This is a genomic window from Gammaproteobacteria bacterium (assembly GCA_013696315.1).
GTDB lineage: Bacteria > Pseudomonadota > Gammaproteobacteria > JACCYU01 > JACCYU01 > JACCYU01.
The window spans coordinates 1-23649 of record JACCYU010000154.1 but is presented as its reverse complement, the minus strand read 5'-3'; the positions used below and the strand labels follow the sequence as shown (position 1 = coordinate 23649).

Sequence of the window (23649 nt, the reverse complement as noted above, 5' to 3'; positions counted from 1 at the left end):
TGCATTAGAAATAAGACTGCTACGGGAAAGGACCGATCAGAGACGTATCACTGGCAGCGATCGAACAATGGTAGCAGGCCCGCCGATCAATAAACACATCTCACACGCGAGTAGAATTCTATGAACAAAGACGATATCAAACGGCGCGTGGCCGAGGCGGCACTCGAGTATGTTCAGACCGGTGACGTGATTGGCGTCGGCACGGGCACGACCGCCGGCTTTTTTATCGACGCTCTCGCGCGCGTGAAAAACAGGATCGATGGCGCAGTCGCCAGCTCGGAAATAACAGCGCAACGGCTCAAACGCGCAGGTATTGCCGTGATGGATTTGAACGATGTCGGCGAATTACCGCTGTACGTCGATGGCGCGGATGAAGCGACCCGTCACCGCCATCTGATCAAGGGCGGCGGCGGCGCGTTAACGCGGGAGAAGATCGTCGCGGGTGCCAGCCGCAAATTCGTCTGCATCATTGACGACTCGAAGCTGGTCGGCGTGCTGGGCGCGTTTCCGGTAGCCGTCGAGGTCATACCCATGGCGCGGAGCCTGGTCGCGCGCAAACTTGTAGGCCTGGGTGGTTCGCCCGCACTGCGGCCGGATTACACGAGCGACAACGGCAATCCGATCCTGGATGTACGCGGTCTGAACATCATGGAACCCGCAAAACTCGAGGCTGGTATCAACAATATTCCCGGCGTGGTGACGGTGGGTATATTCGCGCTGCGTCCCGCCAATGTTTTGCTTGTTGGGAACCAGGGCAGTGTCGAAACGCTGAGATAGGCCTCCAGTTAAGGCAATCAGCCGTTGCGGCAAGAGACAGGCTTAGTGTGCGTAGAATCCAGCGCGAAATTCAACGAAAGGCAATTGTGTAAACGACCTATTAGACGTTTAACAGCGTTCATTATAACGGGAATTTTGCACATTGCGATTATGCTTAAAGGCGGCGCGCCTGCCCGGCTTGCCCGCCCGCCAGACGCCCAGAAAACTGCATTTAGGCAGGCACTTGGGCGACCGCGGGCAGGCGCACTTCTCTTCCTTCGGCAATACTCAATAGTTTTTCAAGCATTAAAACTTGAGGGCGGCGGCCGGCGGCTTCGCGCACCAAAGTAAGCACACCAGCTTCCTTAAGCTGGTTCAGCATATGAGTTACCGCGGGCTGGCTCGGCATCTCCGGTCGATCGAATAGCTCGGAGCTGCGAAATATGGGTTTGGCGAACATAGCGTCCAGCAATGGGACGGCGTACTGTGACCGCGTGAGATCCAATATTGTCCGCTTTAGCGATTCATACAATGTTTGTATATCTCGCGCCTTCGCCGCATTCTCCTCGGCCTGCGACTCGATAGCCCGCAGAAAGAATAGTATCCACTGATTCCAGCTGTCTAGGCCTGACAGCACCCGTAGCCCCTGCTCATACTCGTCCCGATGCGCTTCAAGATAGGCGGAAAGATAGAATACTGGCTCAGACAGAATGCGCTTTTCGTACAAGAACAGCGGGACAAGCAGTCGGCCTATGCGGCCATTGCCATCCATGAATGGATGCAAAATTTCGAACTGTGCGTGAATTACCGCAAGCTGCACCAAGGGATCAGGCGATTCTCCGCGATAGTATTCCAGCCAGTTATCAATAAATTGCGGGAGGAGATGTGCTTCTGGCGGTACATGAAAGGCTTCTTCGATTGGACGTCCGTGAACTCCTATCCAATTTTGCTCTATACGAATGCGTCCTGGCTCTTTGTCCTGGCCGCGCCCACTCTTGAGCAATACCGTATGCAGTTCGAGCAGTAACTTGCGACTAAATGGGGGGCACTATGCCAAAGCTCGGCCGGCGTTCGGAAAAGACTTTGCTGCAGCACCACCGGGTACTAAAGCTCGCACTTAAGACGGCGGTAAAGTGGCGTCTCGTTGTACGGAATTCGGCCGATGCCGTCGAGACTCCGCGCCCGGAGCATCGAGAGATGCGGGCGATAGATGAACGCGAGACGGGGATACTCTTGGATCTGGCGAGAGGAACGCGCCTCTACGTGCCGTTGTTGGTCGCGGTCACGACTGGTCTGCGGCGAGGAGAGCTTCTAGCTGTGCGCTGGCAGGATGTAGATCTAGTACGCGCAATGTTGACCGTCCGCCAAACGGTCGAACAAACCCGCGGGTGTATCCAGTTCAAGAAACCCAAAACGAAAAAGAGTCAGCGCACCATCGCCCTACTTACCATGACGATGGATGCTCTACGTGTCCACGATATCGAGCAGAAAAAGGCGCGTTTGATGATCGGGCCCGCGTATAAGGATCAGGGCCTCGTTTTCGCGCGGGAGGATGGCAGTGTATGGCCGCCCAACGCGCTCACGATGGCTTATCGCAAGCTGGTTAGAAAAGCAGGCTTGCAGACTCTACGCCTTCATGACTTAAGACATTCGCACGCCACGCAATTGCTACGTCAAGGTGTCCATCCCAAGGTTGTCTCCGAGCGCCTGGGCCACTCAACAATTGCCATCACCTTGGACACCTACTCGCATGTGTTGCCAGGCATTCAAGAGGAAGCCGCCAGCAAATTAAACGCGGCGCTCCATGCCGCTTTTTATCTCAAGCCCTAAGGGTTGCAGTTGGGTTGCAACTATGATGATGCACGTCGCGAGGGTACAGGCAAGCTATTGATTTAATTGGCTGGGGGACGAGGATTCGAACCTCGGTTAACGGAGTCAGAGACGGCCTTTTACCACTATTTACAACAACTTACCACAGATGATAACAATGTATTCAACGGCTTAGTACGCAGGCATGCTTGCGCCCTTTTGTGGTTTGCGGCCTTTTCTTGTTGCGTACTGCGCCAAAATTGCGCCAAATCTACTATGTAGCATGCTGCTGCGGGCCGGTCAGTAGGGAATAGCCGAATGCATCTCAACGGAAATGGGAAGTGCTGGGCGCGACTGATCGACGCAGGCCCAGCTCCGCGCGGGAACAGCTAGCCTTTAATCTTGTTAAGGATGCGACAGATCTGATTCCTGAGCGGTCTTGGGAAGGAGAACTGACCAGCCTGAAACCTACTGAAGCAGACTTCAAACACGCACAAGAAATCGTGACAAATGGTTTGTGAAGTATGATGTTGATCAAGACTACGCAGCGCGGAAGCATGACAGCTCCGGACCTTCAGCCCGCTCCCGCACGGACAGGGATGATGGCCCCGGTAACCGTGCTCATAAAGGAAGCAAACGACGCCCAACACCGCTAGTTCATCCGCCAGGTGCAGCTTTCCGATGTAGTATTGAACAATTCCTTCGGCGCCGTGCTTTTCCTCATCGAAGGGATGTCGACCGCACTGATTCCAATGGCAGTAACCGTATAGATAAGGGATAACCAGCCGGTTCACAAATCCCAACAAAGAGCGCTGCTCGAAGAAAATCCGGCGTTGTTCAACCGGAATCGCAAGACAGAGCGTCCCCTCTACATTAATATGCGGGTAGCTTCGCTCGATCCTGCCAGCCGTTTCCCTTACGCGCGGAAGCATGTCCGGAAAGGCATCTGGTATAGCCAGTTCGATCTCAAACCTATCCGCGATCGTCTCGAATCCGTCGGCGGACGCCTCGAACGGCAGCGCACCGGATACGATGGTTTCCGTACCGCGTTCGAGCACGTTGATGAGTCTCTTGTGAACGGCGATGAGTTCGGAGATTTGCCGCCGCAAATCCTCCGTCACGCCTCCCTCCACGGTTTCGCGGGACTGGCGACGTGAATGCGCGGCGGCGTGTCGATGGCCGCAGCGGGCGGAACCGGGATATCGAGATGCCTCGTTACAGCCGCCTTGCCCAATGCGCGGCCCAGATGCTCCTTGAGCAGACGCGGAGTCGTCTCGCCCAGGATGTTCAGCAGATCCTTCTGGAGCGCATCCACCCATGCGAAGAAGGCGCGGGCGCGGGCGTGGTTGTCTTCATGCCAGCGGTCCGCAAAATTCTCGTCCGGGTTGACGGGATTGCCGATGTACCACGTGCCATCCGGCCGTCTCTGGATCAATCCCATCGCCGCCAGCGAGCGGTCGATGGCCTTGCCCTCGACGAGCGCTGCATGCGCCTGGAGCTTTCCGACGATCCCTGACAGAGCCGAATACACAACCGGCTCGTTGCCGTAGAGATACGCGGCGAGCGTCGTAATGATAATCGAGATCGGTGCGTAGTCGACCCGATCATGATGATTGAAGCGCAGATCGCGGTGGCGCTTCATGAGCTGGATCGAACGCTGGAGCGGCGTGCGGACCAACTGGTCGGGAACCATGTCGATGCTCGCGTAGATCAGGGATGCGCGGCGCCGGATATCCTGCTTCTGCTCGACGACCACCCGGGAGAACGCCACGGCGTTCTTGCCGTCGAACCACACCCCGTAGCCACGGGGATTGCTTGCCGACCACGAATAGATGGTGTCCGCCTTCTTCGTGATCGCGACGGCGGTGTCGAGCAGTCCGCGCGCGTCGGGAACGGCGGGCAGCACGTCCAGATGAAATCCCACGCCGTCCTGCTCGGCGTATTCGAGCGTCCAGCAGCGCCGGCCTTCGGGATCGAGCAACTTCTTGTAGGTTCCGTGTTCGCGGAGCCGGTCGCCGACCATGGACTTGATGGCTTGCGGCGTGGTCTCTTTCTTGCGCAACGGCAACTCGCACACGAGGTCGATGTCGTAGCACGCCTCGATTCCATCGCGAATCGGCCGGGTGACCGTTCCCAGGCGAAACGATCCTTGTACGCAGATGCTGAGTTCGCCCTGGCATCCGGGATATTCGCCCTCTTCAAGCCAGCGTCCTACGGCCTGATAGCGGTCCACAGCATCCTGATACTTGCCGGGCGGGATGTCGATCTCGCTTGCGACCTGTTCGAGGAACGCCGAATACTTCTTCATATCAATCGTCATGCCGACAACCTCTCTCTTGATGTCACACCCGGCTCTTCATTCAGCGCGTAGACCGGCATGAACGCGTCGGCCGGATGGCTGAAGAACACGGGATCGAGAACCGGTTGTCGATCGCGTGCGAAGGAATGGCCCAGCCCCTTGAGATCCTGAATGACGCGCGTGTCGTCCATCTTGTAGGCGTTGTAAGGGACCGGGTGATTGATCCGGTGAATGGCCGTCCGCTCGTGCTCGTGACCTGTGAGCAGCTTGGCGATCCCCATCGCACCGTGCGACTGCCCGTCCATGAACAGCTTGATGACTTTCGAGCCGAGCGTTCCGATCCCGGCCCATTTGCGAATCGTATAGGTCTCGTCCAGGCAACCCAGACTGAGAACCTGAAGGGAATCGCGTGGCCAGCCGAGAAGCGTGATCGCTTCCACCACGGCGAGCGCGACCTGGTTGTTCGCCCATGTGCCGCCGTCGGTGAGGCCAACGGCGTGCTGCGTGACGTGCTGGCGGAAGTAGGTCGGTGCAGCAGCGGTCGCCATCGCGACATCGACGGCCAGGCATTTGTAATCGTTGCGAAGGCGTGCGTGATGCGCGGTCTTGTAGATATAGACAGACCGCGCGACCGGGTTCCATGCCGGGATAAGCAGCCGCGTTGCGGCGTCGCCAACCCGCTTGCCCCCGAGCGTGTCTTCGAGAACGGATCGTAACGGCCCGGAATCGTGCTTGTTCACAACAAGCCTTCGCGCGAACCGCAGCTTGTCGAAGATGAAGTCCGCGACCGGCCCACGCCCTTGGCCGAAGATTTCCGGACCACGTTTTTCGTAGAGATCGAGAAGCTCCGAGGCGCGCAGCCCCATCGCGAGACCGATGGCGATGATGCCGCCGGTCGAGGTGCCGGCGATCAGATCGAAATATGAACCGATCGGGCGATCGACATCCGGTTCCAGGCCAGCGAGAAAGGCCGCCGGGAATGTACCGAGGATGCCGCCGCCATCAATACAAAGGATGCGGCGTTTCGGCTGTTCAGATTCTTCTTTGCCGGCCATCAGCGGAGTCACCTCCGCTTGGTTTTGGTGGGATCAACGAGTATGTACCGATGGCCTCGGCCAAACGTCGGCGGAAAGGGTTCGTCCTTCACGACGGTGCGCTCTGGCCCCTTCCCGCCACGCGGCCTGACTACCTGGTACTGGCCGGAACGCGGCGCTTTCTCTCCTGGTTTCCATGATTTATTGCTCATAGTTTCATCTCCTATCGCACAAACGGCTTGTTGAAGGCCGTCCGTTTAGCTCTTGTGTTGTCTGAAACAACAACATATTACTGGAAACATCACACGTTTCTGATATTATCAAGTGTGCTTGCGCGCCATGCCGTTGTTTATGTGGACAACACACTAGAATAGTTCTCCGTTTTGTCAAGAGGAGCCCAGATGTCTTTTGGCTACGCCCTAAGAATGTTTCGTGAAGAGCGCGGCTTGAGCCTTCGCGAGTTCGGAAAATTGTGCGAGATTGACCACGCCTATATTCACCGGCTGGAGAAGGGTGAGAAGACCTCCCCATCAGGGGAAGTCGTCGAATCATTCGCGCGCACTCTGAAACTTAGTTCCCGCCGCGCACGCCTGCTGCGCTTGCTTGTTGGGAAGACAATGAACGAGCAGCTCATTGACGTTTTTATCAAGGATGAGGATCGGCCTTTAGAGCTTCTTGAACCCTTGGCGCAGATGAGCTTCCGGGGAAAACGCCCGGAAACGCCCGATGACTGGCGGAGACAGGCGGATCGCCTGAACGCATTTCTCGGAGAGCAGGACGATTAATTGGACGAATTCACAGCCGTCCTGAAGGCACGTCAGTTTGTAAGGGACGCGGGTATCGATTCCGTTCCGGTTGATATCGAGCGTCTTGCTGCTGCCGCGAACGCCAAGATCAAAATATGTTACGACCTGGATGACGCAGAATCAGGACAAACGTTTTCCCTTCGTAGCAAGAACATCATCACCGTGAACGGGAACCACAGAGAGGAGCGACAACGCTTCACAGTGCTGCATGAAATCGCGCATATCGTGCTTGGACTCTCCTCACAACATCACGGAGAGAATATAAGCACGTCGGATCTCATCAGTTATCGGTCGCGCCCCAAAGAAGAGATCTTATGTGATGTCTTTGCGGCTGAATGCCTCTTGCCGTACGACATGTTTAAGAGGGATATCGATGATCTGGATGTATCTCTAGATGCCATTAAGCAACTGGCGGCCAAATATGAGGCGTCCGTAAGCTCGACTGGCTCCCGCTTCGCCGCCAGCTGCGATGTCCCGTGCGCTTTTGTCTTGATCGAGAACGGTAAGGTTCGTTACGCATCAAGGTCGAGGTTACTCCGGGAAATGAAGGGATGGATCGGGATTGGGAACCCTGCGCCTCAAAGCAGCGTCGCCCACAAGCTGATCAAAGAGGGGGCGAAGATCGAAGACTATGATGAAATTCCCGTAGATATCTGGTTCTCGAATGGCGTCAAGAACTACGACTTGTTAGCCGAGGAGGCGATGCTCGTACGAGAGTGGGATCAGTGCCTGTCACTCATTTGGTTCGATGACAGCTTAAGGTGCGTCGGGCATACCCATGATGACGATGCAGACAACGAGGAGCCACTATTGGAGGAGCTTGACGGCATTCTGCCCTGGCCCTCAAAGAGCCGACGTAAGTAAGAACAGGCACTCTTGGAGATTTACTCCCGGCGCGCTTGGAATCCTGTAATAATTGTAGGGCCCTCGGGGACAGCTTCCCGAGAGCTTGTCAAGCACTTAGTTGCGTAAAATCAGTGCTCAATAGTCGCTCGCGAACTCGCTCTGGTAAAGACTCCTTGCGTCCGCAGCCTCGGCAACCGCCTTCCGCACCGACGAGTCAGTCAGGTCCAACACACGCAGTTTGTCCCCGGCCTTCGCGATACCCTCTATCCGACGATAGACTTCCGAGTGTTTCTCAGCGTAGTAGGCTAGGCCTTGAAGTTTTGCCAATGCGTCGCTGAAGTGGGTCCCGTGTGGGTCTACAATGTCCGCAGCGAAGCTGCCATCGGATTGCTTTACGAAGAAGATGAAGTCGGGGCGTACGAGCTTGACCTGATCATTGCCGTTGTAAGCGACGCCTAAAGACTCCGGACAAGCACGTGACGGGTTACGGTACCATGCCTGAAAACCTTCGCGTGTCATCTCGACCTTCAACACCTCTCTTTCCCAGTCGTTCATCTCCGCAGGGAATTGGCCATACTCGTCGCATAGCATGTGGTGCTCGTAGCGGGGCAGTGGAGTTTCACTTCCATCCGCTTCCCTAGCATGGGTGGCTTCCATCCAGGATCCGCCCCCATTTGAGGGTTCTTAGCCTTGATCTGCGCAATGAGTTCGGTGAGTTGCGACACGCGAGTTGCTTATTTAATTGCTTATGTCTGGCGAGACACCCTGCGGCGTCATCGCCCTTTTTTTTGGGTTAATTGGTGCGGACGAAGGAATAAAACCTCAGACCTAGTGATTATTAATTCAAAGGCTGTATCGCGGCTGTCGTCTGGGCTCACGTGGCGGTGGAAGCGGTTCAATATCAAAAGTGCCGCTTAGTATCATCTTCTTGCATCGCCGAACCAGAATCCGGAAAGCGCCACCACCATAATCATCCCGGAGGCTTTCTGGTAGATCGTTCGTCGGCGTACATTTCAGGAAGTATGGATTAACAAACGCACCATCCGCAACGACGCGGTAGACCTAAGCACAATCATCCGGGTCTCCACTATAGAAAATCTCCCATAGACGATCCCAAGTCTCCATGTCGGCCATGACGTAAACGCTAGGGCGCGTTCGGTAGTGTGTCAAGCGTGTGTTGAGGCGTGTGCAAAAGGTGTGTCCGGAAGTGTGTTCGTTGGCGTGTTGGTTTGTGTGTTGGCGGGTGTGTTCAGGTCGCTCTGCACGCATTATTGCATCGTACGCGCCAATGCGCGCAGATTCTCAACGCTGAGCACCCCTCCCTCGATATCATGGATATCCTCTTCGGCTAGTACAGCGCGCAACTGGTCCGGCGTCACGGACACCCCCACGCAGGCTTCCTGCAAAGCCGCCTTGACGCAGTGAAGACCGCCATTCCGTGAGCTTTGGCGGTCTTCGCTGAAAGTCGCGACAGAACCGGCTTTCTGTGGCGCTTTTTCGCGAAGGCCGCCACCTTGGGATGTGTGGCGGTCTTCATGGCAATCTTGGTCATAGTCGGAAGCTCCCAACACCACCAGCCGCCGGAGAATTCTTGCTTGCGCGCGACCGCACCGACCGCGCTTTTAGCCCTTTCTATCGTACGCCACGAAAATCCCGCGCCAGAAGCCTCGTGCTTGAGGGCCTTCACGGTCATTGGCCCACGCGCGAGAATTTCGGTAAGCCACTTGGCGGCTTCTTGGCGGAAGCTTCCTTCCTCATCGCCCGGAGGGCTTGCGAGGGCATCACTCACGTCTACGAGTACGGGATCAGGTTCCCATTCTACGAATGGCGCGTTGTCGTGTGTCTTTATACGGTAGGCGAGCCCGCCTGAGTCCGTAGCCAAATTATTCTTCACGGGCAACAGGAGCCGACGTGTCTCATCATCTTTGTCTTTGGCGACAACCCATACGGCGCGCGCGGCGGCCGTGAAGGCGAGACTCCCCATGATCCTGTAAATCGCGCTGCCGGCGCCCTTGTTCAGATGCGACACGGCGACTACGGCTATTCCGCGAGCAGCAGCGAATTTCGCCAGGGGCGCGAGCAGGCTGCGGATCTCGGCGTTCTTGTGAGAATCGGCGGTGCCTAGATACGCGCTGATCGGATCAACAATGGCCAGCCGGACATCGGTAACAGAATCGATAGCTTCGGCCAGTACATTCGTGTCGGCTAGAGTGACCGCGCGCTCGACAGCCTCGCCGGTCTCGCTGTCCTCACTGCGCACTCCATCCAGGATGTGAATACGGGAGAGATCCGCCCCCAAAGCATCAAGCCGCGGCCGGATGGTGTCAGCGGCGTCGTCTTCAGCACTAAGTAGGATGACCGAACCCGAAATACTTGGTCGGCCATCCGGCCAAGTCGCGCCGGTGGAGACGCGCGCGGCGATGTCCAGGGTCGCGAAAGACTTACCAAGTCCAGGATCGCCCACGATGAGAGTTACCTTCCCGCAAGCGATCCGACCAAGCCAGAGCCAACGGATAAGCTCCGGCGACACATTAGCCAGGCAGCGCATGACCGCGCGACTGCCAGGCGTTGCAAGTTGGCGCGTTTCAATCCGACGTGCGCGATCACCCGCATCACCCTCACAGCTAACGATGCGGTCGCCGCGTTCGCGACCGAATCTAATGTGCGCGCGGCTCATGAGACCTCCTCGGCCAAATACCGAATGCAGCAACGTGGCCTAAGTGCGAGTACGCGCTCACAACCGTCGCGGATAAGCGCGCAGATCAGGCACTCCAGGTGCGCACTTCCACAGCGCCCGCATGGCCACACCAGGATCGGCGGGTGACCGGCGAGTATTGACCAGTCGTATATAGTGGGATCGCTATCAGGTGCGCTCACGGCGAGTAAGCGATGCTCGATCCATTCGTGGCCGAGCCTCCAGGCATCCACGCCGGCTAACACAAAGAGACTCACACGCTTACCATCCGGCGAGGTACCCCAATAGCGGCGCCAGGTGTCCGGACGTGCCATGCGCTTAGCTAGTAGGCGTCCATAAGGCGGATAGCGGCGCCTCATGTTCTAGCCTCTTTGAGGCAACGCACATCGCCGACGCGCGCAGCGCTGGCCAGGCATGGGTGACAATATGAAAAACGATAAGCGCTAGGCGGGGGCGTCGCCGGTGTGGCTACTGCTTTATGGTCGGTAGTAGTAGAATTCTGAACTTCCGACAAGACGTTTAGTTGCGCCACCACATTAACGCCCGGCCTGTTCGCCGGGCGTTCTCGATTCTGCACCATATAAGCTCCCCTTTAGGCTGCGCGGCCTTTCTTCTGCTGCCGTTCTACGCACGCAAAGAACGCGGCCTCATCAACGAGTATGCGTCGGCCTACCCTCTTGAAGGCACTCTTGAAACCGTTGTGCTCGGCATGAAAGATCAGGTGACGCAGACCGCCCGGAGGCGGCCAAGCGTGGTAGTCGTTCCATTTCGGGACTGGAATTAACCGGGTGTGTGCTATTGCTTCAGTCATGCTCTAATCCTATTGATGTGCCTATCGGCGAAGCGCGGCGAATTATCGCCAGCGATTGCCGAAGGCTAGAGCACGAAACTTTACATTTTTAGAAAGGGGGAAAATCGGGGAAATCGGGAGGGAACTCGGGGAAATCGGGAGGGAAATCGGGACAGGTGAGACACCAACCTATCTCCGACGCCGAAGTTTGTTTACACGTTTCGCAAGCGCCTTGAGGCTGGTAGTGTGACACTTGCCACCGCTGGTTTCCCATATGAGTCCTCGGTCATTCTCATCGAGTACGGTTCCAGTCGTGTCGCGAAGGCGCAGATAGTCATAGATCTCGTGGGCAGTTGAGTCACGTCCAAGTTCCTCTCGTAGAACACACAGAGCCGCCGTTATTGCGTCGGTCAACGCATCCGCTCGCACCCGCGGGGCTTGGATGGAACTGCTGACATCAACCCACCATCGCGAGAGCAGAATATCGGGCTGCAAAGGCCACTCCCCACAACGCTCAAGCCAAATTCGAAGGTCGTCACGCGTTATGTAGTAGCACTCGTAGAAAGGGCTAGTTTCGTCAACCCAAATCACCGGAGGCTCGCCGGGTTTGATAGGTGGTCGCCCTTGGTAAGGCAGATCCCCTGCCTTGCATGCACGGATGATGGCCGCCCTTAAGTAGTATTGCTTGTCTGGATCGGGCTCCCAGAGCAATGCGATGGCAAGTTCGCTGAGCCATTCGCGTTCGCTAATGCAGCCAAGACGAGCCTGCTCTAGCACAGGTAGATCAGCGTGATAGCGCTTGAGTATGGAATCCACGCGATACGCCGCGCTAGATTTTGTGCACGCCTAATGGAGCCGCGCGGCACCTATCATCTGGTTTGTTCAAGCGCCCGAATCCGCTTAGCTTCGGCGCCAAATATCGCTGTGTTCATCCGCGCCACGACTTGCGCCGTATGCTGATCTGATAGGTGTGCGTAACGCTTGACCATCTGCAAGGTCTTGTGGCCGAGCACGCCAGCGATCTCTGGTATAGTCGCGCCGTTCATGGCGAGATAGGACGCGGCGCTGTGCCGTAGATCGTGAAAGTGAAAGTCTTCGATGCCGGCGCGCGTAACTGCCGCGTTGAAGATATTGCCGATCGCCAACGGCCTCTTCGGGTCTTTCGTGCCGGGAAACAGCAGGTCGGTGTCGATCCGGCGCAGCTTTGCCATGTCTTGAACCAAGACGAACGCGTGGCCTTGCAGTGGCAGTGATCGCCGCTCACCGTTCTTAGTCTCTCGGAGAACGAGTGTCCTGCGTGCTAGATCGACGTCTTTCCAAGTGAGCGATAGAAGTTCGCCGCGCCGCGCCCCAGTTGAGAGCGCCAGCACGACGATTGTGTAAAGCTCGTCACTATGCGCCTTAGACTCGACAAGCAACCGCGCGCGTTCGTCATCGTCCAGGAATCGCACGCGCCCGGAAGGCTCCTTTAGCGTGGATATTTTGCGAAAAGGATTATCTTCTGTCCACTGCCACTCCCGCACGGCCATCGTGAAAACGTGCGAAAGCGCGGCCATATAACGATTGACTGTCGATGCGCTACGCTTGCCTCGCCGCGTTTGTCCGCGCAGTAGCGTGTCTCGCATTTCGACGAGCAGCGCAGGCGTCACGTCGGCTAAGACATGCTCGCCGATCTCGGCCTTCCACCATTGTAGATGCGCCTCGCGATCCTCGGCGGTTTCATGTGCGGCGCCACGTGCCGCAAGTAGCGCTCGATCAGCTCAGCCAATGTGTGCCGCTTGGCCTCGACGCTCTTGAAGTGCCGCCCCTCGCGGATCGCGGCCTCGGTTTGCTGCGCCCATCGCTTCGCGTCCGTCTTGCGGGCGAAAGTCGCGGTCTGCGGCGGGTAGCCCTTGAGGCGGACGTAGACACAGTAAGCGGGCTTCCCATCGTTGCCCGCGCGCTCACGAACGTAGGCCATGACTAGCACCTGCCGAAGCGATAGCACACGCTACCACGCCCGCAATCATACCATTTGTTGTGAACTGTTGCGCCAAAAGTGCGCCAAACTGGAACGCACTTAGCGGGTTATTATTCTAAGTTATTGTGTTTATTGGCTGGGGGACGAGGATTCGAACCTCGGTTAACGGAGTCAGAGTCCGCTGTCCTACCACTAGACGATCCCCCAGCAAATGAACGATCGTGACCGCCGAGGCGGCAACTTCAAGCCATGCGAAAGCGGCTACTAAATCAGCCAGTATCGGACCTCAGACTGAAAGCTTACCGCTTGGAATACTGCGTCGCCTTGCGCGCCTTGCGCAAACCGACTTTCTTGCGTTCCACCTCGCGCGCATCGCGGGTGAGAAATCCCGTCTTGCGCAGCGACTGCCGCAAACCTTCGTCGTAACGGACGAGGGCGCGTGCAATCCCGAGCTGGATGGCGCCGGCCTGACCGCTGCCGCCACCGCCGGCGACGCTGATTCGAATGTCGAATTTGTCCTGCATGGCGACGACGTCTAATGGCTGCCGGATGGCGGCGCGAGCTGTCTCGCGGCCGAAATAGCTATCCGCCGAACGCTTGTTGATGGTTATTTCGCCGTTGCCGGATTGCATATACACGCGCGCCGCTGAGGATTTGCGGCGACCCGTTCCGTAATATTGTTCTGTTGCCATAAGAAAGATTCGGTCGACTCGCCGGTCAGATGTCTAGTGGTTGCGGTTGCTGGGCCGCGTGCTGATGTTGCGGACCCGCATACACCTTGAGTTTGCGGAACATCGCGCGTCCCAGCGGATTTTTTGGCAGCATGCCCTTCACAGCGCGTTGAATTGCGCGCTCCGGCTTGTTCTGTAACAGATGGCCTAAGGTTTCGGATTTCAGGTTGCCGATGTAACCCGTGTGACGGTGGTATACCTTGTCCTGCAGTTTGTTGCCGGTGACATGGATCTTTTCCGCGTTGACGACGACGATGTAATCGCCGGTGTCGACATGCGGCGTGTAAATCGGTTTGTGTTTACCGCGCAACCTGCGCGCGATTTCGCTGGCCAGACGGCCCAGCGTTTTGTCGGTGGCATCGACCAGGTGCCAGTCGCGCCTGACAGTGGCCGCGTTTGCGCTAAAGGTTTTCATCGCGGGGGTGCTCACGCATAAATGCGAAAACACGCGATAATAGCGGACTGACAGGCAGCATACAACCGCTGAAGTTTCGCTGCCCGGAGGCCTGGACCGCCATATATCGCGTCAAGATTCGCGGCAATTTCACGATTGTGTATGCGATCCCAGGGCCAAATTAAAAGGGCGGGCTCAAGGCCCACCCCGGGTCATAAAGATACCCGCCAGTTTACTGATTGATCGGCAGCCCAACCGGCAAGGGATTGAAGGAGAACAACACTCCCCGGTTGGCGCCAAAGCCGGTGATGGTGACTGCGGGCTGGATGCTGCCGTTAGCGGATAGATCAGCCTTTGCGTACTGATACAGGTTATTGTCGGAGGCCGCCACCCACAGGTTGCCCTGATTATCGAATGCCAGTCCATCGGGACTGGGCACCGCCTGCCCTTGCGCATTTTCCAAAGTGACGGTGGCAATCGGCGTCGCCGCGCCATCCGAGCCGATCGTGTAACCCGCGACCCGGCTGTTGCCGGCGCTCGATAACCACAATCTGCCCTCGTCATCGAAGGCTGGGCCGCGCGGCCCGCGCAAGGAACCGCCGCTGGTACTGTTGATAGTGACGTCCGGCGTTCCACCGCTCACCTGCTCAGATGGCGGGAACCGAAGCACGGTGTCCGCGCCGTTGTTCGCGACCCAGAGGTTTCCGTCGGCGTCGAAGGCATGACCATACGAGCGTGTGAAACCGGTAAGGACTACCCCCGGTTCGGGCTGCCCCGACTGACCGAGCTGCTGCGGTGTGTAACGCACTACCGTATTCTCGCCGGCGGCGCCGCGCGGAAGGAAGTTGCCCACCCACAGATTGCCGTCGCCGTCGAACGCGAGTCCGACCGGACCGTTCAGCGAACCGTTCGCCAAGGAGCTGATGATCACGTCCGGCGTAAGCGCGCCGCCGGGCGCGGCGAGCTGCGCCGCATTGTATTTCAACAGCGTGTTGTCGCCGAACGAGGCCACCCACAGATTACCGCCCGCATCGAACACTGTGTTGATCGGCTCCACGCCGGCGCCTGTGATGGTGGTACTGCCCGTGCCCACGGTGTTCGTCGATAGCTGGGCTCGATTGAAAGACTGAAGCTGGCCGGGCGCACGCACCGGCAACCACAAGCGACCAGCGCCAGGTTGGGATTCCGTGAAATCCGCCACCACGGTGACGGTCTGCCCGTCCGAAAGCGATACGGTCGGCGTATCTACAGTGCCCAGCACATCATCGACAATCGGCCGCGCGCGACGCAACCCAAGGGCGGAAACGGCATATTGACCCGCCGGCAGCGTCAGACTCATGTCTCGCGAGACTGTGCGTACGGCGTTAAGACCGGCGATCTGAACAGTGCTGCCAACGAGGTTATTCGGGCGAATATCGATATCCAGCGTACCCTGGCCGCCTGAGGGTACCGGTGGCGTGCTATCGCCACCGTCGCCACCTCCACATCCGGCAATGAGCGCAATCAGTGCGCAAGGCAGCAGAATCCTGTCAATAATCCGTACTTTCATGTCGATCGTCCTTTGCCCGTTAATGCTGCTGGGTGAACTAGTTTTATCCTGAACATGCCGATATCTAAGGTAGATAGGCGTTCTGCCGCACTTCAGGCGGCCTCAATTATTGTTTTTGCTGGGTTTTTGCTGTGGCTGGCACAAGTTGCCGCGGAACACAAAGCGTGGAACGCGAGTATATGCGTTCCAACGCCTGAACGACAAGGGGGAGAAACGAGAGACAGGACGGTACGGGCGTGTTAACGCCCGTACCGTTGGTGAGCGCGCTTACCCCTTTAAGGGGTCGCTGGCAGCGGTGTGGGCTTTGGATTGAACGAGATAAATACGCCGCGCGTGTTGCCGAATTGACTGATGGTGGTAACTGGCCGTTTGATACCGCCGGGGGGGGTCACACTGGCCTTCGAGTATCGATAGAGGAACCCGCCAGTCCCCGTCACCCACAAAAACCCGGCATTGTCGAACGCCAGCCCGTCTGGACTCGGCACCGGTTGACCCTGTTCGTCCTGCAGGGTAATTGTTGACAATGGCGTCACGGTAGCGCCGCTTATGGAGTATCCGGCCACGCGCTCGTCACCCGCGCTAGCTACCCACAAGTTGCCGTCGCGATCAAACACGGGGCCCCGCGGGCCGTTCAGGGTTCCAATGCTCGTCTCGGTAATGGTGAGATTGGGCGTACCGCCGTTTTTCAGCTGTGCCGGCGGGAAGCGCAACACGTTGTTGGCCCTGGTGTTGCCCACCCACAGGTTGCCCCGCGCATCGAAGGTGTGACCATAGGGATTGTTGAAGCCCCTCAGAATGACCGAAGGTGTCGGTGCACCACTCACAGCGATTTGAGCCCTCGTAAATTTAACGATGGTGTTGTCGCCGGCGCCGCCGCCACCCGTCTGTAGGCCGTAGTTGCCCACCCACAAATCTCCCAGGCGGTCAAAGGCGAGTCCCACAGGGCCATTCATGGACCCCGTGGCATTGGTGCGGAGGATTACGTCCGGCACTCGGGCTCCACCGGGGGCGGCGAGCTTGGGCGGGCTGTACTTGAGTATCGTGTTGTCGCCGAACGAGGCGACCCACATGTTGCCGCGGTTGTCGAAAATGGCGTTGATCGGCTGATTGCCGGCGCCGGTAATGGCGACACCAGGCGCATCACTACCGGACGCGAGTTGCGCGCGCGCGAAGCTTTGTACCTGGCCATCCAACCTCACCGGCAGCCATAAGCGTCCCGTACCGGGGCGCAGCTGGTCGAAATTGGCCAGTAATGGTACGGTTTGCCCATTGACGATATTCACAACCGGCTTGTTTACCACGCCAAAGACGCTGTCGACGATAGGTGCGGTCAGACGCACACCCGGCGTAAACACCTGATACCGACCGGGCGGCAGGCTCAGACGCCGATCCACCGTGGTGTTCCGAACCGCAGTGTTTGGCCCTGCTGGACCGATCACAATCACGTTCGCGCCCGCCGTACCGTTGGGCTCGACATTAATAGCCAACGTACCCAGGGCGCTAGCGCTACCGGCGCCCAGGAACGCCATTAGCCCTAGCGCGGAGCTGATTTTCTTCGCTGATATTTGTTGCATGTGGGGATCTCCCGTTTGATGTGTGTTTATGCGTCGCTTGTGCTTAGGGTCAACGACGAGCCCCATGTATTCATATCGAATAATAGTTTAGATGTGCAAACCGTTACTACCGGAATTTGCACCACCCGTCCGTCTTCGTCAGCCGTTCATCGCGCACCGAAGTCGACCGTGCTTCCGAAAAAGCATCAGATTTTGAGGCGCTCGACAGTCCGACCGTGCACCAGATGTTCGTCGATGATCTCGTCGATATCCGACTGCGTTTCGTATGTGTACCAAACGGCGTCCGGATATACGACCGCGACGGGTCCTTCACTACAACGATCCAGGCAGCCTGCCGTATTCACGCGCACGCCCCCCTGGCCCGTGATGTTCAACATCTTGGCGCGCCGCTTGGCATACTGGCGCATCTCGGTCGCGCCATGATCCTGACAACAGACATTGCCGTCGTCCCGGCAGTTGGTGCAAAAAAACAAATGACGTTTGTAGTAAGCCATCGTGGTATGGAAATATTGGAGCTTAGAAGGTGGTCACCATGTTACTGCCGTTGGCAGGCGTACATCACATCGACAGGTTTATTTAAGTTTCCCCGGTGAACTTTCCAAACGCAACAGGGACTGCCACGCGGCTTATACTCCAACCAATGATCGATATCTCCGAAGCGGCGGATCGTTGCGTGATGTGCGGCATGTGTCTGCCGCATTGCCCGACGTACAACCAGACGCGCAATGAGGCCGATTCGCCGCGCGGGCGCATTGCCTTGATGCAGGCGCTGCACACGGGGCGGCTGAGCGACGGCGGCGCACTGGTGCAACACCTCGATGGCTGCCTGGCATGCCGCGCCTGCGAACCTGTATGCCCGGCAAGCGTTCCTTATGGCGACCTGATCGATGCCACGAGGGCCAGGCTAAGGGACAGGCGCACCGGCTATTTCGATTTCTCGCACATTTTGATCAGCATGCTGGTCACGCGGCGCTGGCCGCGAACGTTGGCCTTCACATCGTTGCTAGCCTACCAGCGGTCCGGCGTGGAGAACGTGGCACGGAAGATGGGCTTGCTGAAACTCGCCGGCCTCGCGCGCGGCCAGTCCCTGCTGCCTGCGATCGAACCGACGGCGCGCCCGCGCTCCGAGCATGCTTCCGCTGACGACCGTCCCTCGGTGGCGCTGTTTACCGGCTGCGTCGCCGAGATCTTCGATCGCGCGACCTTGAATGCAAGCCAGAGATTGCTCACGCGGCTGGGCTATCACGTGTCGGTCCCGAAACCTCAGACCTGCTGCGGCGCGCTGCACATGCACAGTGGCGCGCCTGACCAGGCGCTGGCCTTGATGAAACGCAACGTTCGCGCGTTCGAAAGCCGCGCCAACCAGACCGTCGTCTCAACCGCCAGCGGCTGCGGCGCACAATTGTCCGACTACGCCAAACACTTGGCATGCGACTCTGCGCAGCGTTTTGCGAAGCGCAATCAGGACATTTGTCAGTTTCTGGCCACGCAAGCCCCCCGGCAGCCTGCATTCAGGCCGCTTGCCGCGAAGGTTATGGTGCACACCCCATGCAGTCTGAGACACGTGCTAAAAAAGCCGCGCCATGCCTTCGACCTGCTGTCCAGCATACCGGGCATCCAGTTGCGGGAACTGCCCGACAGCGGTGGTTGCTGTGGCGCGGCCGGCAGCTACATGCTGACGCAGCCCCGCATGGCCGATATTCTGCTCGCGGACCAGCTCGAACATGTCAAAGAACAGCGACCCGACATCATCGCGACATCGAATATCGGCTGCGCGCTGCACATCAAGGCCGGCTTGCGACGCGCAGGTCTAAGTTGCGAGGTGCTGCATCCGGTGACCTTGCTGGATCGTCAACTCATTACCGACTAGGTGTTTAGAATGCGCAACTACTCGTGGGCGGACAAGCTGCTGATGGAAATTGACCAGGCGCTGCGTACCGTGCACGGTCGGCAACATGCGCGGCGCCCGAACCCTTCAGCGACCGCGCAAACCGACAGCGATAGCGCGAATTCATTACCGGCGTCCGCGCGACGATTGTCCCGGCGGCTGTTGCGTGTGGATCATGCCGGTGAAGTCGCCGCACAGGGTTTGTATCACGGTCAGGCGCTTACCGCGCGCGATGCGCCAGTACGCAAGCAGATGCGACATTCGGCGGAAGAGGAAAACGACCATCTCGCCTGGTGCCATGAAAGGATTCTGGAACTTGGCGGCCGCCGCAGCGTATTCGGACCCTGCTGGTACCTTGGGTCATATGCGTTGGGCGCGGTCGCGGGTCTAGCCGGCGACCCCTGGAGCTTGGGCTTCGTCAGCGAAACGGAACGCCAGGTTGTCCGGCATCTCGACGATCACCTGCAGCGCCTGCCGGCGGGCGACCGGCGCAGCCACGCAATCCTGACGCAAATGAAGCTCGACGAGGCTGAACATGCGCGCTCCGCGGCGCTTGCAGGAGGGCAGGCGTTGCCAGGCGCGATCCAGCGCGCCATGACACTCGTGTCGAAGGTGATGACGCGCACCGCGTACTGGCTTTGAATTTGCCGGTAATCCTCGATACGGAGGTATATGAGCGGCGTCTTACGCCCTCGCCGCCTCTACTCCGCTTCCAAGATGCGCCGCATTTCCGTGAACCTAGCGCGCTCTACGGCGCCGACCGCAGGATACTCGAGCTTCAGCGACTTCAGTGACTCCACCACGAGCTCCGCCACCGCGAGCCGCATGTAATGCTTGTTGTCCGCGGGAATCGCATACCATGGCGCCCAGGGACGTGAAGTCGCCGCCAGCGCCTCTTCGTAAGCATTCATGTAGGCGCCCCAAGAACCGCGCTCGCCCACGTCGGCCATGGAAAACTTCCACTGCTTTTCTGGCTCATCCAGTCTGGATAGAAATCGCTCGCGCTGCTCCTCTTTCGACACATTCAGCCAGAACTTCAAAATCACGGTGCCGTTGCGCGCCAGATGCTGTTCGAGGTCACGAATCGATGCCAGTCGCTGCGGCCAGATTGCATCGCGATCGATTTCGTCCGGCAGTTTTTGCGCTTCCAGATATTCCGGATGCACCCGCACGGCCAGCACTTCCTCATAATAGCTGCGGTTGAACACGCCGATGTGGCCGCGCTCCGGTAGACAGCGCGTGGTGCGCCACAGAAAATCGTGATCCAGTTCTTCCGCGGACGGTTGTTTGAAACTGTATACCCGACACCCGGCTGGATCGACGGCGCTCATGACGGCGCGTATTGTGCCGTCCTTGCCCGCCGCGTCCATCGCCTGAAAGATCAGCAACACTGCATACCGATCGTGCGCGTAAAGCATCCGTTGCAGCACGCTCAGGCGGTCGACGTGTTGCGCGAGCGCTTTCTTTAAAGCGTTCTTGTCCGACACGATGGGCGGCCGCGTGGGGAGCTCAGCGCGCGCAAATCGGCCGTCGAATGGCACCCGATAAAGGCTGGGAATAGCATCGAACATCATTCAGGTCGTTCCGAATGCGGCAGCGCTTTTTGGCCGCAGCCTCACGGCTGGAATATCCCGCTGGTCACGCACGGGGCAGATTGCGCCCGTAAAAAATCTCAGCCATTTCGCGCCGTATACGGTGTTCGATGATCTTCTCCTCTTTCTTTGAAAAATCGCTCTTGCCCTGGCCGAACAGGTAGTCGTCGAGGTCGTAGTCTTTCAGGATCATCTTCGTATGAAAGATCTTCTCCTGATAAACGTTTACATCGATCATCTGGTAACGGCGCTTGGTCTCCTTCGACAGAAAATTCTGAATTGAATTAATCTTGTGATCTATAAAGTGTTTTTTGCCGCGCAGATCGCGCGTAAACCCGCGCACGCGGTAATCCATAACGACAATATCCTCGTCGAAGGACTGGATCAGATAGTTGAGCGCCCGCAACGGCGATACCCGGCCGCAGGTGGAGACATCGATATCCGCGCGGAAGGTCATCACACCCTTGTCGGGATGGCTTTCCGGATAGGTGTGCACGGTGATGTGGCTCTTGTCCAGGTGCGCCACTACCGCCTCCGGCGACGGGCCGGCCGTCGGCGCCTCGTTGGTCTGCTCCGGCTGCGCGGGCACCTCGTCATCTTCGGCGATCAGCATCGTGACACTGGCGCCCTTCGGGTGGTAGTCCTGCGTGGCCGTGTTCAGCACGGTCGCCCCGATCATGTGGGCGACGTCGTTTAATGTCTGCGTCAGCCGGTCCCCATTGTACGCCTCGTCGATGTACTCGATGTACTCGTCGCGGTGCCGCTCGCTGGTCGCGTAGCAGACGTCGTAGAAATTGAAACTCAAGGATTTGGTGAGATTGTTGAATCCGTAAAGCTGCAGCTTCTTATCGAGCTTTTTTGATTTCATGGGCATCTCCGGATAACGGGCGACATTCTACCGATGCACGCGTATGTCAGTCAGGGTGTTATGGAGTGCGCGGAAAGCTGGCGCAGGATAATGCCCGATTGGGCCGAGCGCGTAAACCCGCGGCGACCGCGGACTCTAGCTCGCGTCGGCCGCTTCGCGTTTAGCGAGCGCGCGGCGCGGACGCGGATCTTAAGGACACATTTGCGCGATGGGCGGATGATGGATCATCTGTACCAGATTGCCTTGCGGATCACGACAGTAGAAGCTGCGCGCCCCATCGCGATGCGTCCGCGGCGGCTGCGCGACAGGCACCTCGTGCGCCTGCAGGAACTCGAACCAGGCATCGACATCTTCGGCCCTGCGCAGGATAAAACCGATATGATCCAGGCGCTGACCCGCTTCGCCAACTTTCTGCACCCGGTGCAACGCTAAATTGTCGCAACCCGAGCTTAGATACATATTTTCAGCATCGGGTCGCCACCCGATCGCCATTCCCAGCAGACCCACGTAAAACTGCTCGCAAGCCGCCATATCGGTGACGTTAAGAGCCACGTGACGCAGCCCACCGGTAGCGGGAGGTCGCTTGTTTAATTGATCCATTTGTTCTGAACTCGTTACTGCGTACCGCCATGCAAGAAGGCATTCCGTTCAAGGATGCCGGAACCTGTCGCACTCGCACGGCAGTTAAAAAATGTACTCAATTCAGATGCGCTCAGTCCTGAATAAGCTCGTGGTCGTGCGTGATTTCGACGCTGTTCGCGAGCATGACGGTAACCGAGCAATACTTTTCCGCCGATAGCGCTACCGCGCGTGTCACCTGCGGCGCCGATAGATTTTTACCGCGCACGGAATAATGAATGTGAATGCGGGTAAACACGGCCGGCACCGCGTCCGCGCGCTCGGCCTGGATATCCGCCTCGCATCCCGTGATGTTCTGCCGCGCCTTTTTGAGAATGCTGACCACATCGAATGCCGTGCAACCGCCCAGCCCCAGCAGCACCATTTCCATGGGGCGCGGGGCAAGATCACGGCCGCCGTGGTCGGGTGGTCCATCCATGACGACGGCATGCCCGCTGCCGGTTTCGCCGACGAACGTCATGTTGTCCATCCATTTAACACGAACGTTCATCGGAATTCGGTGGCTTTGAGTTAAATCTGATTCGACAAGCGACGCGGCGTCACATAGATTCAGGCGCTTAAGGGAATCCACTACGCCAAGAGGTGCGCCATGTCCGTTCTACCGCTAAAAAAACCGAACCCCAACCCGACGCTGGAACGGTTTCTGGCGCATTGTCATCGCAGGAAGTATCCGGCGCGCAGCATCATTATTCACGCGGGCGAACCCTCAGACACGCTTTACTATATCACCCGTGGCTCAGTGAGCATAATGATCAAGGACGACGAGGGCCACGAAATGGTGCTTGCGTATTTGAACCGTGGAGACTTCTTTGGCGAGATGGGTTTATTCGAATCCGGGCAGCGCACCGCCCTGGTGGTGGCGAAAGAGGAATCCGAACTGGCCGAAATGCACTACTCCAGATTTCGCCATCTCGCCACCTCCGATCCGGAGATCCTGTTCGCTCTGGCCGGCCAAATGGCCAGGCGCCTCAAGCTCAGTAACCGCAAGGTGATCGACCTCGCGCATCTCGACGTCACCGGCCGCATCGCCCACACGCTTATCGAACTTGCGAGCCAGCCCACTGCCATCACGCATCCGGACGGTATGCAGCTGCGCATCACGCGTCAGGAGATCGCCAAGATTGTCGGTTGCTCGCGCGAAATGGCCGGGCGGGTGCTGAAGGATATGGCACAACGCGGGCTGATCACCGCGCGCGGCAAAACCATCGTGGTGCTGGGTACGCGGTAAGCTCAAGCTTTTCAGTCAACGCAGGCCGGTGGGCGCGATCTTAAGATCGCTCCCGCTACTTATCACGCAAACAGCTCGGCCAGCTTCGCGCCCGGATCGCGGGCACGCATAAATGCCTCACCGACCAGAAAACAACTAATCCCACCCTTTCGCATGCGCGCGACATCATCGCGCGAATTGATGCCGCTTTC

General features: G+C 58.1%; 24 protein-coding genes, 1 tRNA gene and 1 pseudogene. 7 read left to right on the top strand and 19 right to left on the bottom strand.

Translation table 11 applies throughout. The features are described 5' to 3' along the window. The first annotated feature begins 120 nt into the window (after positions 1-120). On the top strand, positions 121-777 hold the full coding sequence (gene rpiA, locus H0V34_09210; protein ID MBA2491862.1) for a ribose-5-phosphate isomerase RpiA: 657 nt from the start codon (positions 121-123) through the stop codon (positions 775-777). Positions 778-988: 211 nt separating this feature from the next. Here the strand turns inward: rpiA and H0V34_09205 are convergent, their stop codons facing one another. Next, positions 989-1759: a Fic family protein gene (locus H0V34_09205; protein ID MBA2491861.1), complete on the bottom strand. Its 771-nt coding sequence runs from the start codon at positions 1757-1759 to the stop codon at positions 989-991. A gap of 47 nt (positions 1760-1806) precedes the next feature. Here H0V34_09205 and H0V34_09200 point away from each other — a divergent pair, with 47 nt between their 5' ends. Beyond that, positions 1807-2586, top strand: coding sequence for a site-specific integrase (locus H0V34_09200; protein ID MBA2491860.1), 780 nt, complete (start codon positions 1807-1809; stop codon positions 2584-2586). Between the two features lie 368 nt (positions 2587-2954). Here H0V34_09200 and H0V34_09195 read toward each other — a convergent pair whose 3' ends face one another. The 3 genes from H0V34_09195 to H0V34_09185 are packed head-to-tail and all read right to left on the bottom strand — an operon-like array spanning position 2955 to position 5919. Then, positions 2955-3686 carry a hypothetical protein gene (locus H0V34_09195; protein MBA2491859.1) on the bottom strand — a complete coding sequence of 244 codons (732 nt, stop codon included), beginning with the start codon at positions 3684-3686 and terminating at the stop codon, positions 2955-2957. After that, entirely contained in the window at positions 3683-4873 is a 1191-nt protein-coding gene (locus H0V34_09190) for a nucleotidyltransferase (GenBank protein MBA2491858.1), read from the bottom strand. The genes H0V34_09195 and H0V34_09190 overlap by 4 nt, the downstream gene beginning before the upstream one ends. An 8-nt stretch (positions 4874-4881) precedes the next feature. After that, a complete protein-coding gene (locus tag H0V34_09185) occupies positions 4882-5919 on the bottom strand; it encodes a patatin-like phospholipase family protein (GenBank protein MBA2491857.1) in 1038 nt (345 codons plus the stop codon). A 380-nt stretch (positions 5920-6299) separates the two neighbouring features. Here H0V34_09185 and H0V34_09180 point away from each other — a divergent pair, with 380 nt between their 5' ends. After that, complete coding sequence (locus H0V34_09180) at positions 6300-6683, top strand: helix-turn-helix domain-containing protein (GenBank protein ID MBA2491856.1); 384 nt, start codon at positions 6300-6302, stop codon at positions 6681-6683. Further along, positions 6684-7568: an ImmA/IrrE family metallo-endopeptidase gene (locus H0V34_09175; GenBank protein ID MBA2491855.1), complete on the top strand. Its 885-nt coding sequence runs from the start codon at positions 6684-6686 to the stop codon at positions 7566-7568. 117 nt (positions 7569-7685) lie between these two features. Here the strand turns inward: H0V34_09175 and H0V34_09170 are convergent, their stop codons facing one another. The 10 genes and pseudogenes from H0V34_09170 to H0V34_09125 form a co-directional block, all read right to left on the bottom strand. Further along, positions 7686-8105, bottom strand: a complete 420-nt coding sequence (locus H0V34_09170; protein MBA2491854.1) for a hypothetical protein — start codon at positions 8103-8105, stop codon at positions 7686-7688. An 820-nt stretch (positions 8106-8925) separates the two neighbouring features. Then, entirely contained in the window at positions 8926-10098 is a 1173-nt protein-coding gene (locus H0V34_09165) for an AAA family ATPase (protein MBA2491853.1), read from the bottom strand. 739 nt (positions 10099-10837) lie between these two features. Further along, complete coding sequence (locus H0V34_09160) at positions 10838-11056, bottom strand: hypothetical protein (GenBank protein MBA2491852.1); 219 nt, start codon at positions 11054-11056, stop codon at positions 10838-10840. 848 nt (positions 11057-11904) lie between these two features. Continuing rightward, positions 11905-12995: pseudogene (locus H0V34_09155) on the bottom strand (site-specific integrase). Positions 12996-13128: 133 nt separating this feature from the next. Beyond that, a tRNA-Gln gene (locus H0V34_09150) sits at positions 13129-13202 on the bottom strand. A 92-nt stretch (positions 13203-13294) separates the two neighbouring features. Next, a complete protein-coding gene (gene rpsI, locus H0V34_09145) occupies positions 13295-13687 on the bottom strand; it encodes a 30S ribosomal protein S9 (protein MBA2491851.1) in 393 nt (130 codons plus the stop codon). Positions 13688-13712: 25 nt separating this feature from the next. Continuing rightward, positions 13713-14141, bottom strand: a complete 429-nt coding sequence (gene rplM / locus H0V34_09140; protein MBA2491850.1) for a 50S ribosomal protein L13 — start codon at positions 14139-14141, stop codon at positions 13713-13715. 211 nt (positions 14142-14352) lie between these two features. After that, a complete protein-coding gene (locus H0V34_09135) occupies positions 14353-15669 on the bottom strand; it encodes a hypothetical protein (protein MBA2491849.1) in 1317 nt (438 codons plus the stop codon). Between the two features lie 275 nt (positions 15670-15944). Further along, positions 15945-17243, bottom strand: a complete 1299-nt coding sequence (locus H0V34_09130; protein MBA2491848.1) for a hypothetical protein — start codon at positions 17241-17243, stop codon at positions 15945-15947. Between the two features lie 185 nt (positions 17244-17428). After that, on the bottom strand, positions 17429-17737 hold the full coding sequence (locus H0V34_09125) for an NAD(P)H-dependent oxidoreductase subunit E (GenBank protein ID MBA2491847.1): 309 nt from the start codon (positions 17735-17737) through the stop codon (positions 17429-17431). Between the two features lie 146 nt (positions 17738-17883). Here H0V34_09125 and H0V34_09120 point away from each other — a divergent pair, with 146 nt between their 5' ends. Then, complete coding sequence (locus tag H0V34_09120) at positions 17884-19113, top strand: (Fe-S)-binding protein (GenBank protein ID MBA2491846.1); 1230 nt, start codon at positions 17884-17886, stop codon at positions 19111-19113. Between the two features lie 9 nt (positions 19114-19122). Continuing rightward, complete coding sequence (gene coq7, locus H0V34_09115; protein ID MBA2491845.1) at positions 19123-19773, top strand: 2-polyprenyl-3-methyl-6-methoxy-1,4-benzoquinone monooxygenase; 651 nt, start codon at positions 19123-19125, stop codon at positions 19771-19773. A 59-nt stretch (positions 19774-19832) separates the two neighbouring features. Here the strand turns inward: coq7 and H0V34_09110 are convergent, their stop codons facing one another. The 4 genes from H0V34_09110 to H0V34_09095 all read right to left on the bottom strand — a co-directional run bounded on the left by H0V34_09110 (position 19833) and on the right by H0V34_09095 (position 22720). After that, positions 19833-20702 (bottom strand): polyphosphate kinase 2 family protein, encoded by an 870-nt coding sequence (locus H0V34_09110; GenBank protein MBA2491844.1) that lies wholly within the window; start codon positions 20700-20702, stop codon positions 19833-19835. Positions 20703-20769: 67 nt separating this feature from the next. Next, complete coding sequence (speD, locus tag H0V34_09105; GenBank protein ID MBA2491843.1) at positions 20770-21591, bottom strand: adenosylmethionine decarboxylase; 822 nt, start codon at positions 21589-21591, stop codon at positions 20770-20772. Positions 21592-21780: 189 nt separating this feature from the next. Beyond that, on the bottom strand, positions 21781-22191 hold the full coding sequence (locus H0V34_09100; GenBank protein ID MBA2491842.1) for a VOC family protein: 411 nt from the start codon (positions 22189-22191) through the stop codon (positions 21781-21783). Between the two features lie 112 nt (positions 22192-22303). Next, a complete protein-coding gene (locus H0V34_09095; protein MBA2491841.1) occupies positions 22304-22720 on the bottom strand; it encodes an OsmC family protein in 417 nt (138 codons plus the stop codon). 99 nt (positions 22721-22819) lie between these two features. On the opposite strand from H0V34_09095, the gene crp reads away from it, so the two are divergent. Further along, on the top strand, positions 22820-23458 hold the full coding sequence (gene crp / locus H0V34_09090; GenBank protein ID MBA2491840.1) for a cAMP-activated global transcriptional regulator CRP: 639 nt from the start codon (positions 22820-22822) through the stop codon (positions 23456-23458). Positions 23459-23520: 62 nt separating this feature from the next. Here the strand turns inward: crp and trpC are convergent. Next, positions 23521-23649, bottom strand: a 129-nt coding sequence (gene trpC / locus H0V34_09085; GenBank protein ID MBA2491839.1) for an indole-3-glycerol-phosphate synthase TrpC, incomplete at its 5' end; no start/stop codon positions are given.

Coding starts and splice junctions, on each gene's coding strand:
- coq7 (MBA2491845.1), top strand. CDS start 19,123: ATGCGCAACTACTCGTGGGCGGACAAGCTGCTGATGGAAATTGACCAG.
- H0V34_09170 (MBA2491854.1), bottom strand. CDS start 8,105: ATGAACGACTGGGAAAGAGAGGTGTTGAAGGTCGAGATGACACGCGAA.
- H0V34_09190 (MBA2491858.1), bottom strand. CDS start 4,873: ATGAAGAAGTATTCGGCGTTCCTCGAACAGGTCGCAAGCGAGATCGAC.
- H0V34_09185 (MBA2491857.1), bottom strand. CDS start 5,919: ATGGCCGGCAAAGAAGAATCTGAACAGCCGAAACGCCGCATCCTTTGT.
- crp (MBA2491840.1), top strand. CDS start 22,820: ATGTCCGTTCTACCGCTAAAAAAACCGAACCCCAACCCGACGCTGGAA.
- H0V34_09095 (MBA2491841.1), bottom strand. CDS start 22,720: ATGAACGTTCGTGTTAAATGGATGGACAACATGACGTTCGTCGGCGAA.
- H0V34_09165 (MBA2491853.1), bottom strand. CDS start 10,098: ATGCGCTGCCTGGCTAATGTGTCGCCGGAGCTTATCCGTTGGCTCTGG.
- H0V34_09160 (MBA2491852.1), bottom strand. CDS start 11,056: ATGACTGAAGCAATAGCACACACCCGGTTAATTCCAGTCCCGAAATGG.
- rpiA (MBA2491862.1), top strand. CDS start 121: ATGAACAAAGACGATATCAAACGGCGCGTGGCCGAGGCGGCACTCGAG.
- rplM (MBA2491850.1), bottom strand. CDS start 14,141: ATGAAAACCTTTAGCGCAAACGCGGCCACTGTCAGGCGCGACTGGCAC.
- H0V34_09180 (MBA2491856.1), top strand. CDS start 6,300: ATGTCTTTTGGCTACGCCCTAAGAATGTTTCGTGAAGAGCGCGGCTTG.
- speD (MBA2491843.1), bottom strand. CDS start 21,591: ATGAAATCAAAAAAGCTCGATAAGAAGCTGCAGCTTTACGGATTCAAC.
- H0V34_09200 (MBA2491860.1), top strand. CDS start 1,807: ATGCCAAAGCTCGGCCGGCGTTCGGAAAAGACTTTGCTGCAGCACCAC.
- rpsI (MBA2491851.1), bottom strand. CDS start 13,687: ATGGCAACAGAACAATATTACGGAACGGGTCGCCGCAAATCCTCAGCG.
- H0V34_09135 (MBA2491849.1), bottom strand. CDS start 15,669: ATGAAAGTACGGATTATTGACAGGATTCTGCTGCCTTGCGCACTGATT.
- H0V34_09120 (MBA2491846.1), top strand. CDS start 17,884: ATGATCGATATCTCCGAAGCGGCGGATCGTTGCGTGATGTGCGGCATG.
- H0V34_09110 (MBA2491844.1), bottom strand. CDS start 20,702: ATGTTCGATGCTATTCCCAGCCTTTATCGGGTGCCATTCGACGGCCGA.
- H0V34_09100 (MBA2491842.1), bottom strand. CDS start 22,191: ATGGATCAATTAAACAAGCGACCTCCCGCTACCGGTGGGCTGCGTCAC.
- H0V34_09130 (MBA2491848.1), bottom strand. CDS start 17,243: ATGCAACAAATATCAGCGAAGAAAATCAGCTCCGCGCTAGGGCTAATG.
- H0V34_09125 (MBA2491847.1), bottom strand. CDS start 17,737: ATGGCTTACTACAAACGTCATTTGTTTTTTTGCACCAACTGCCGGGAC.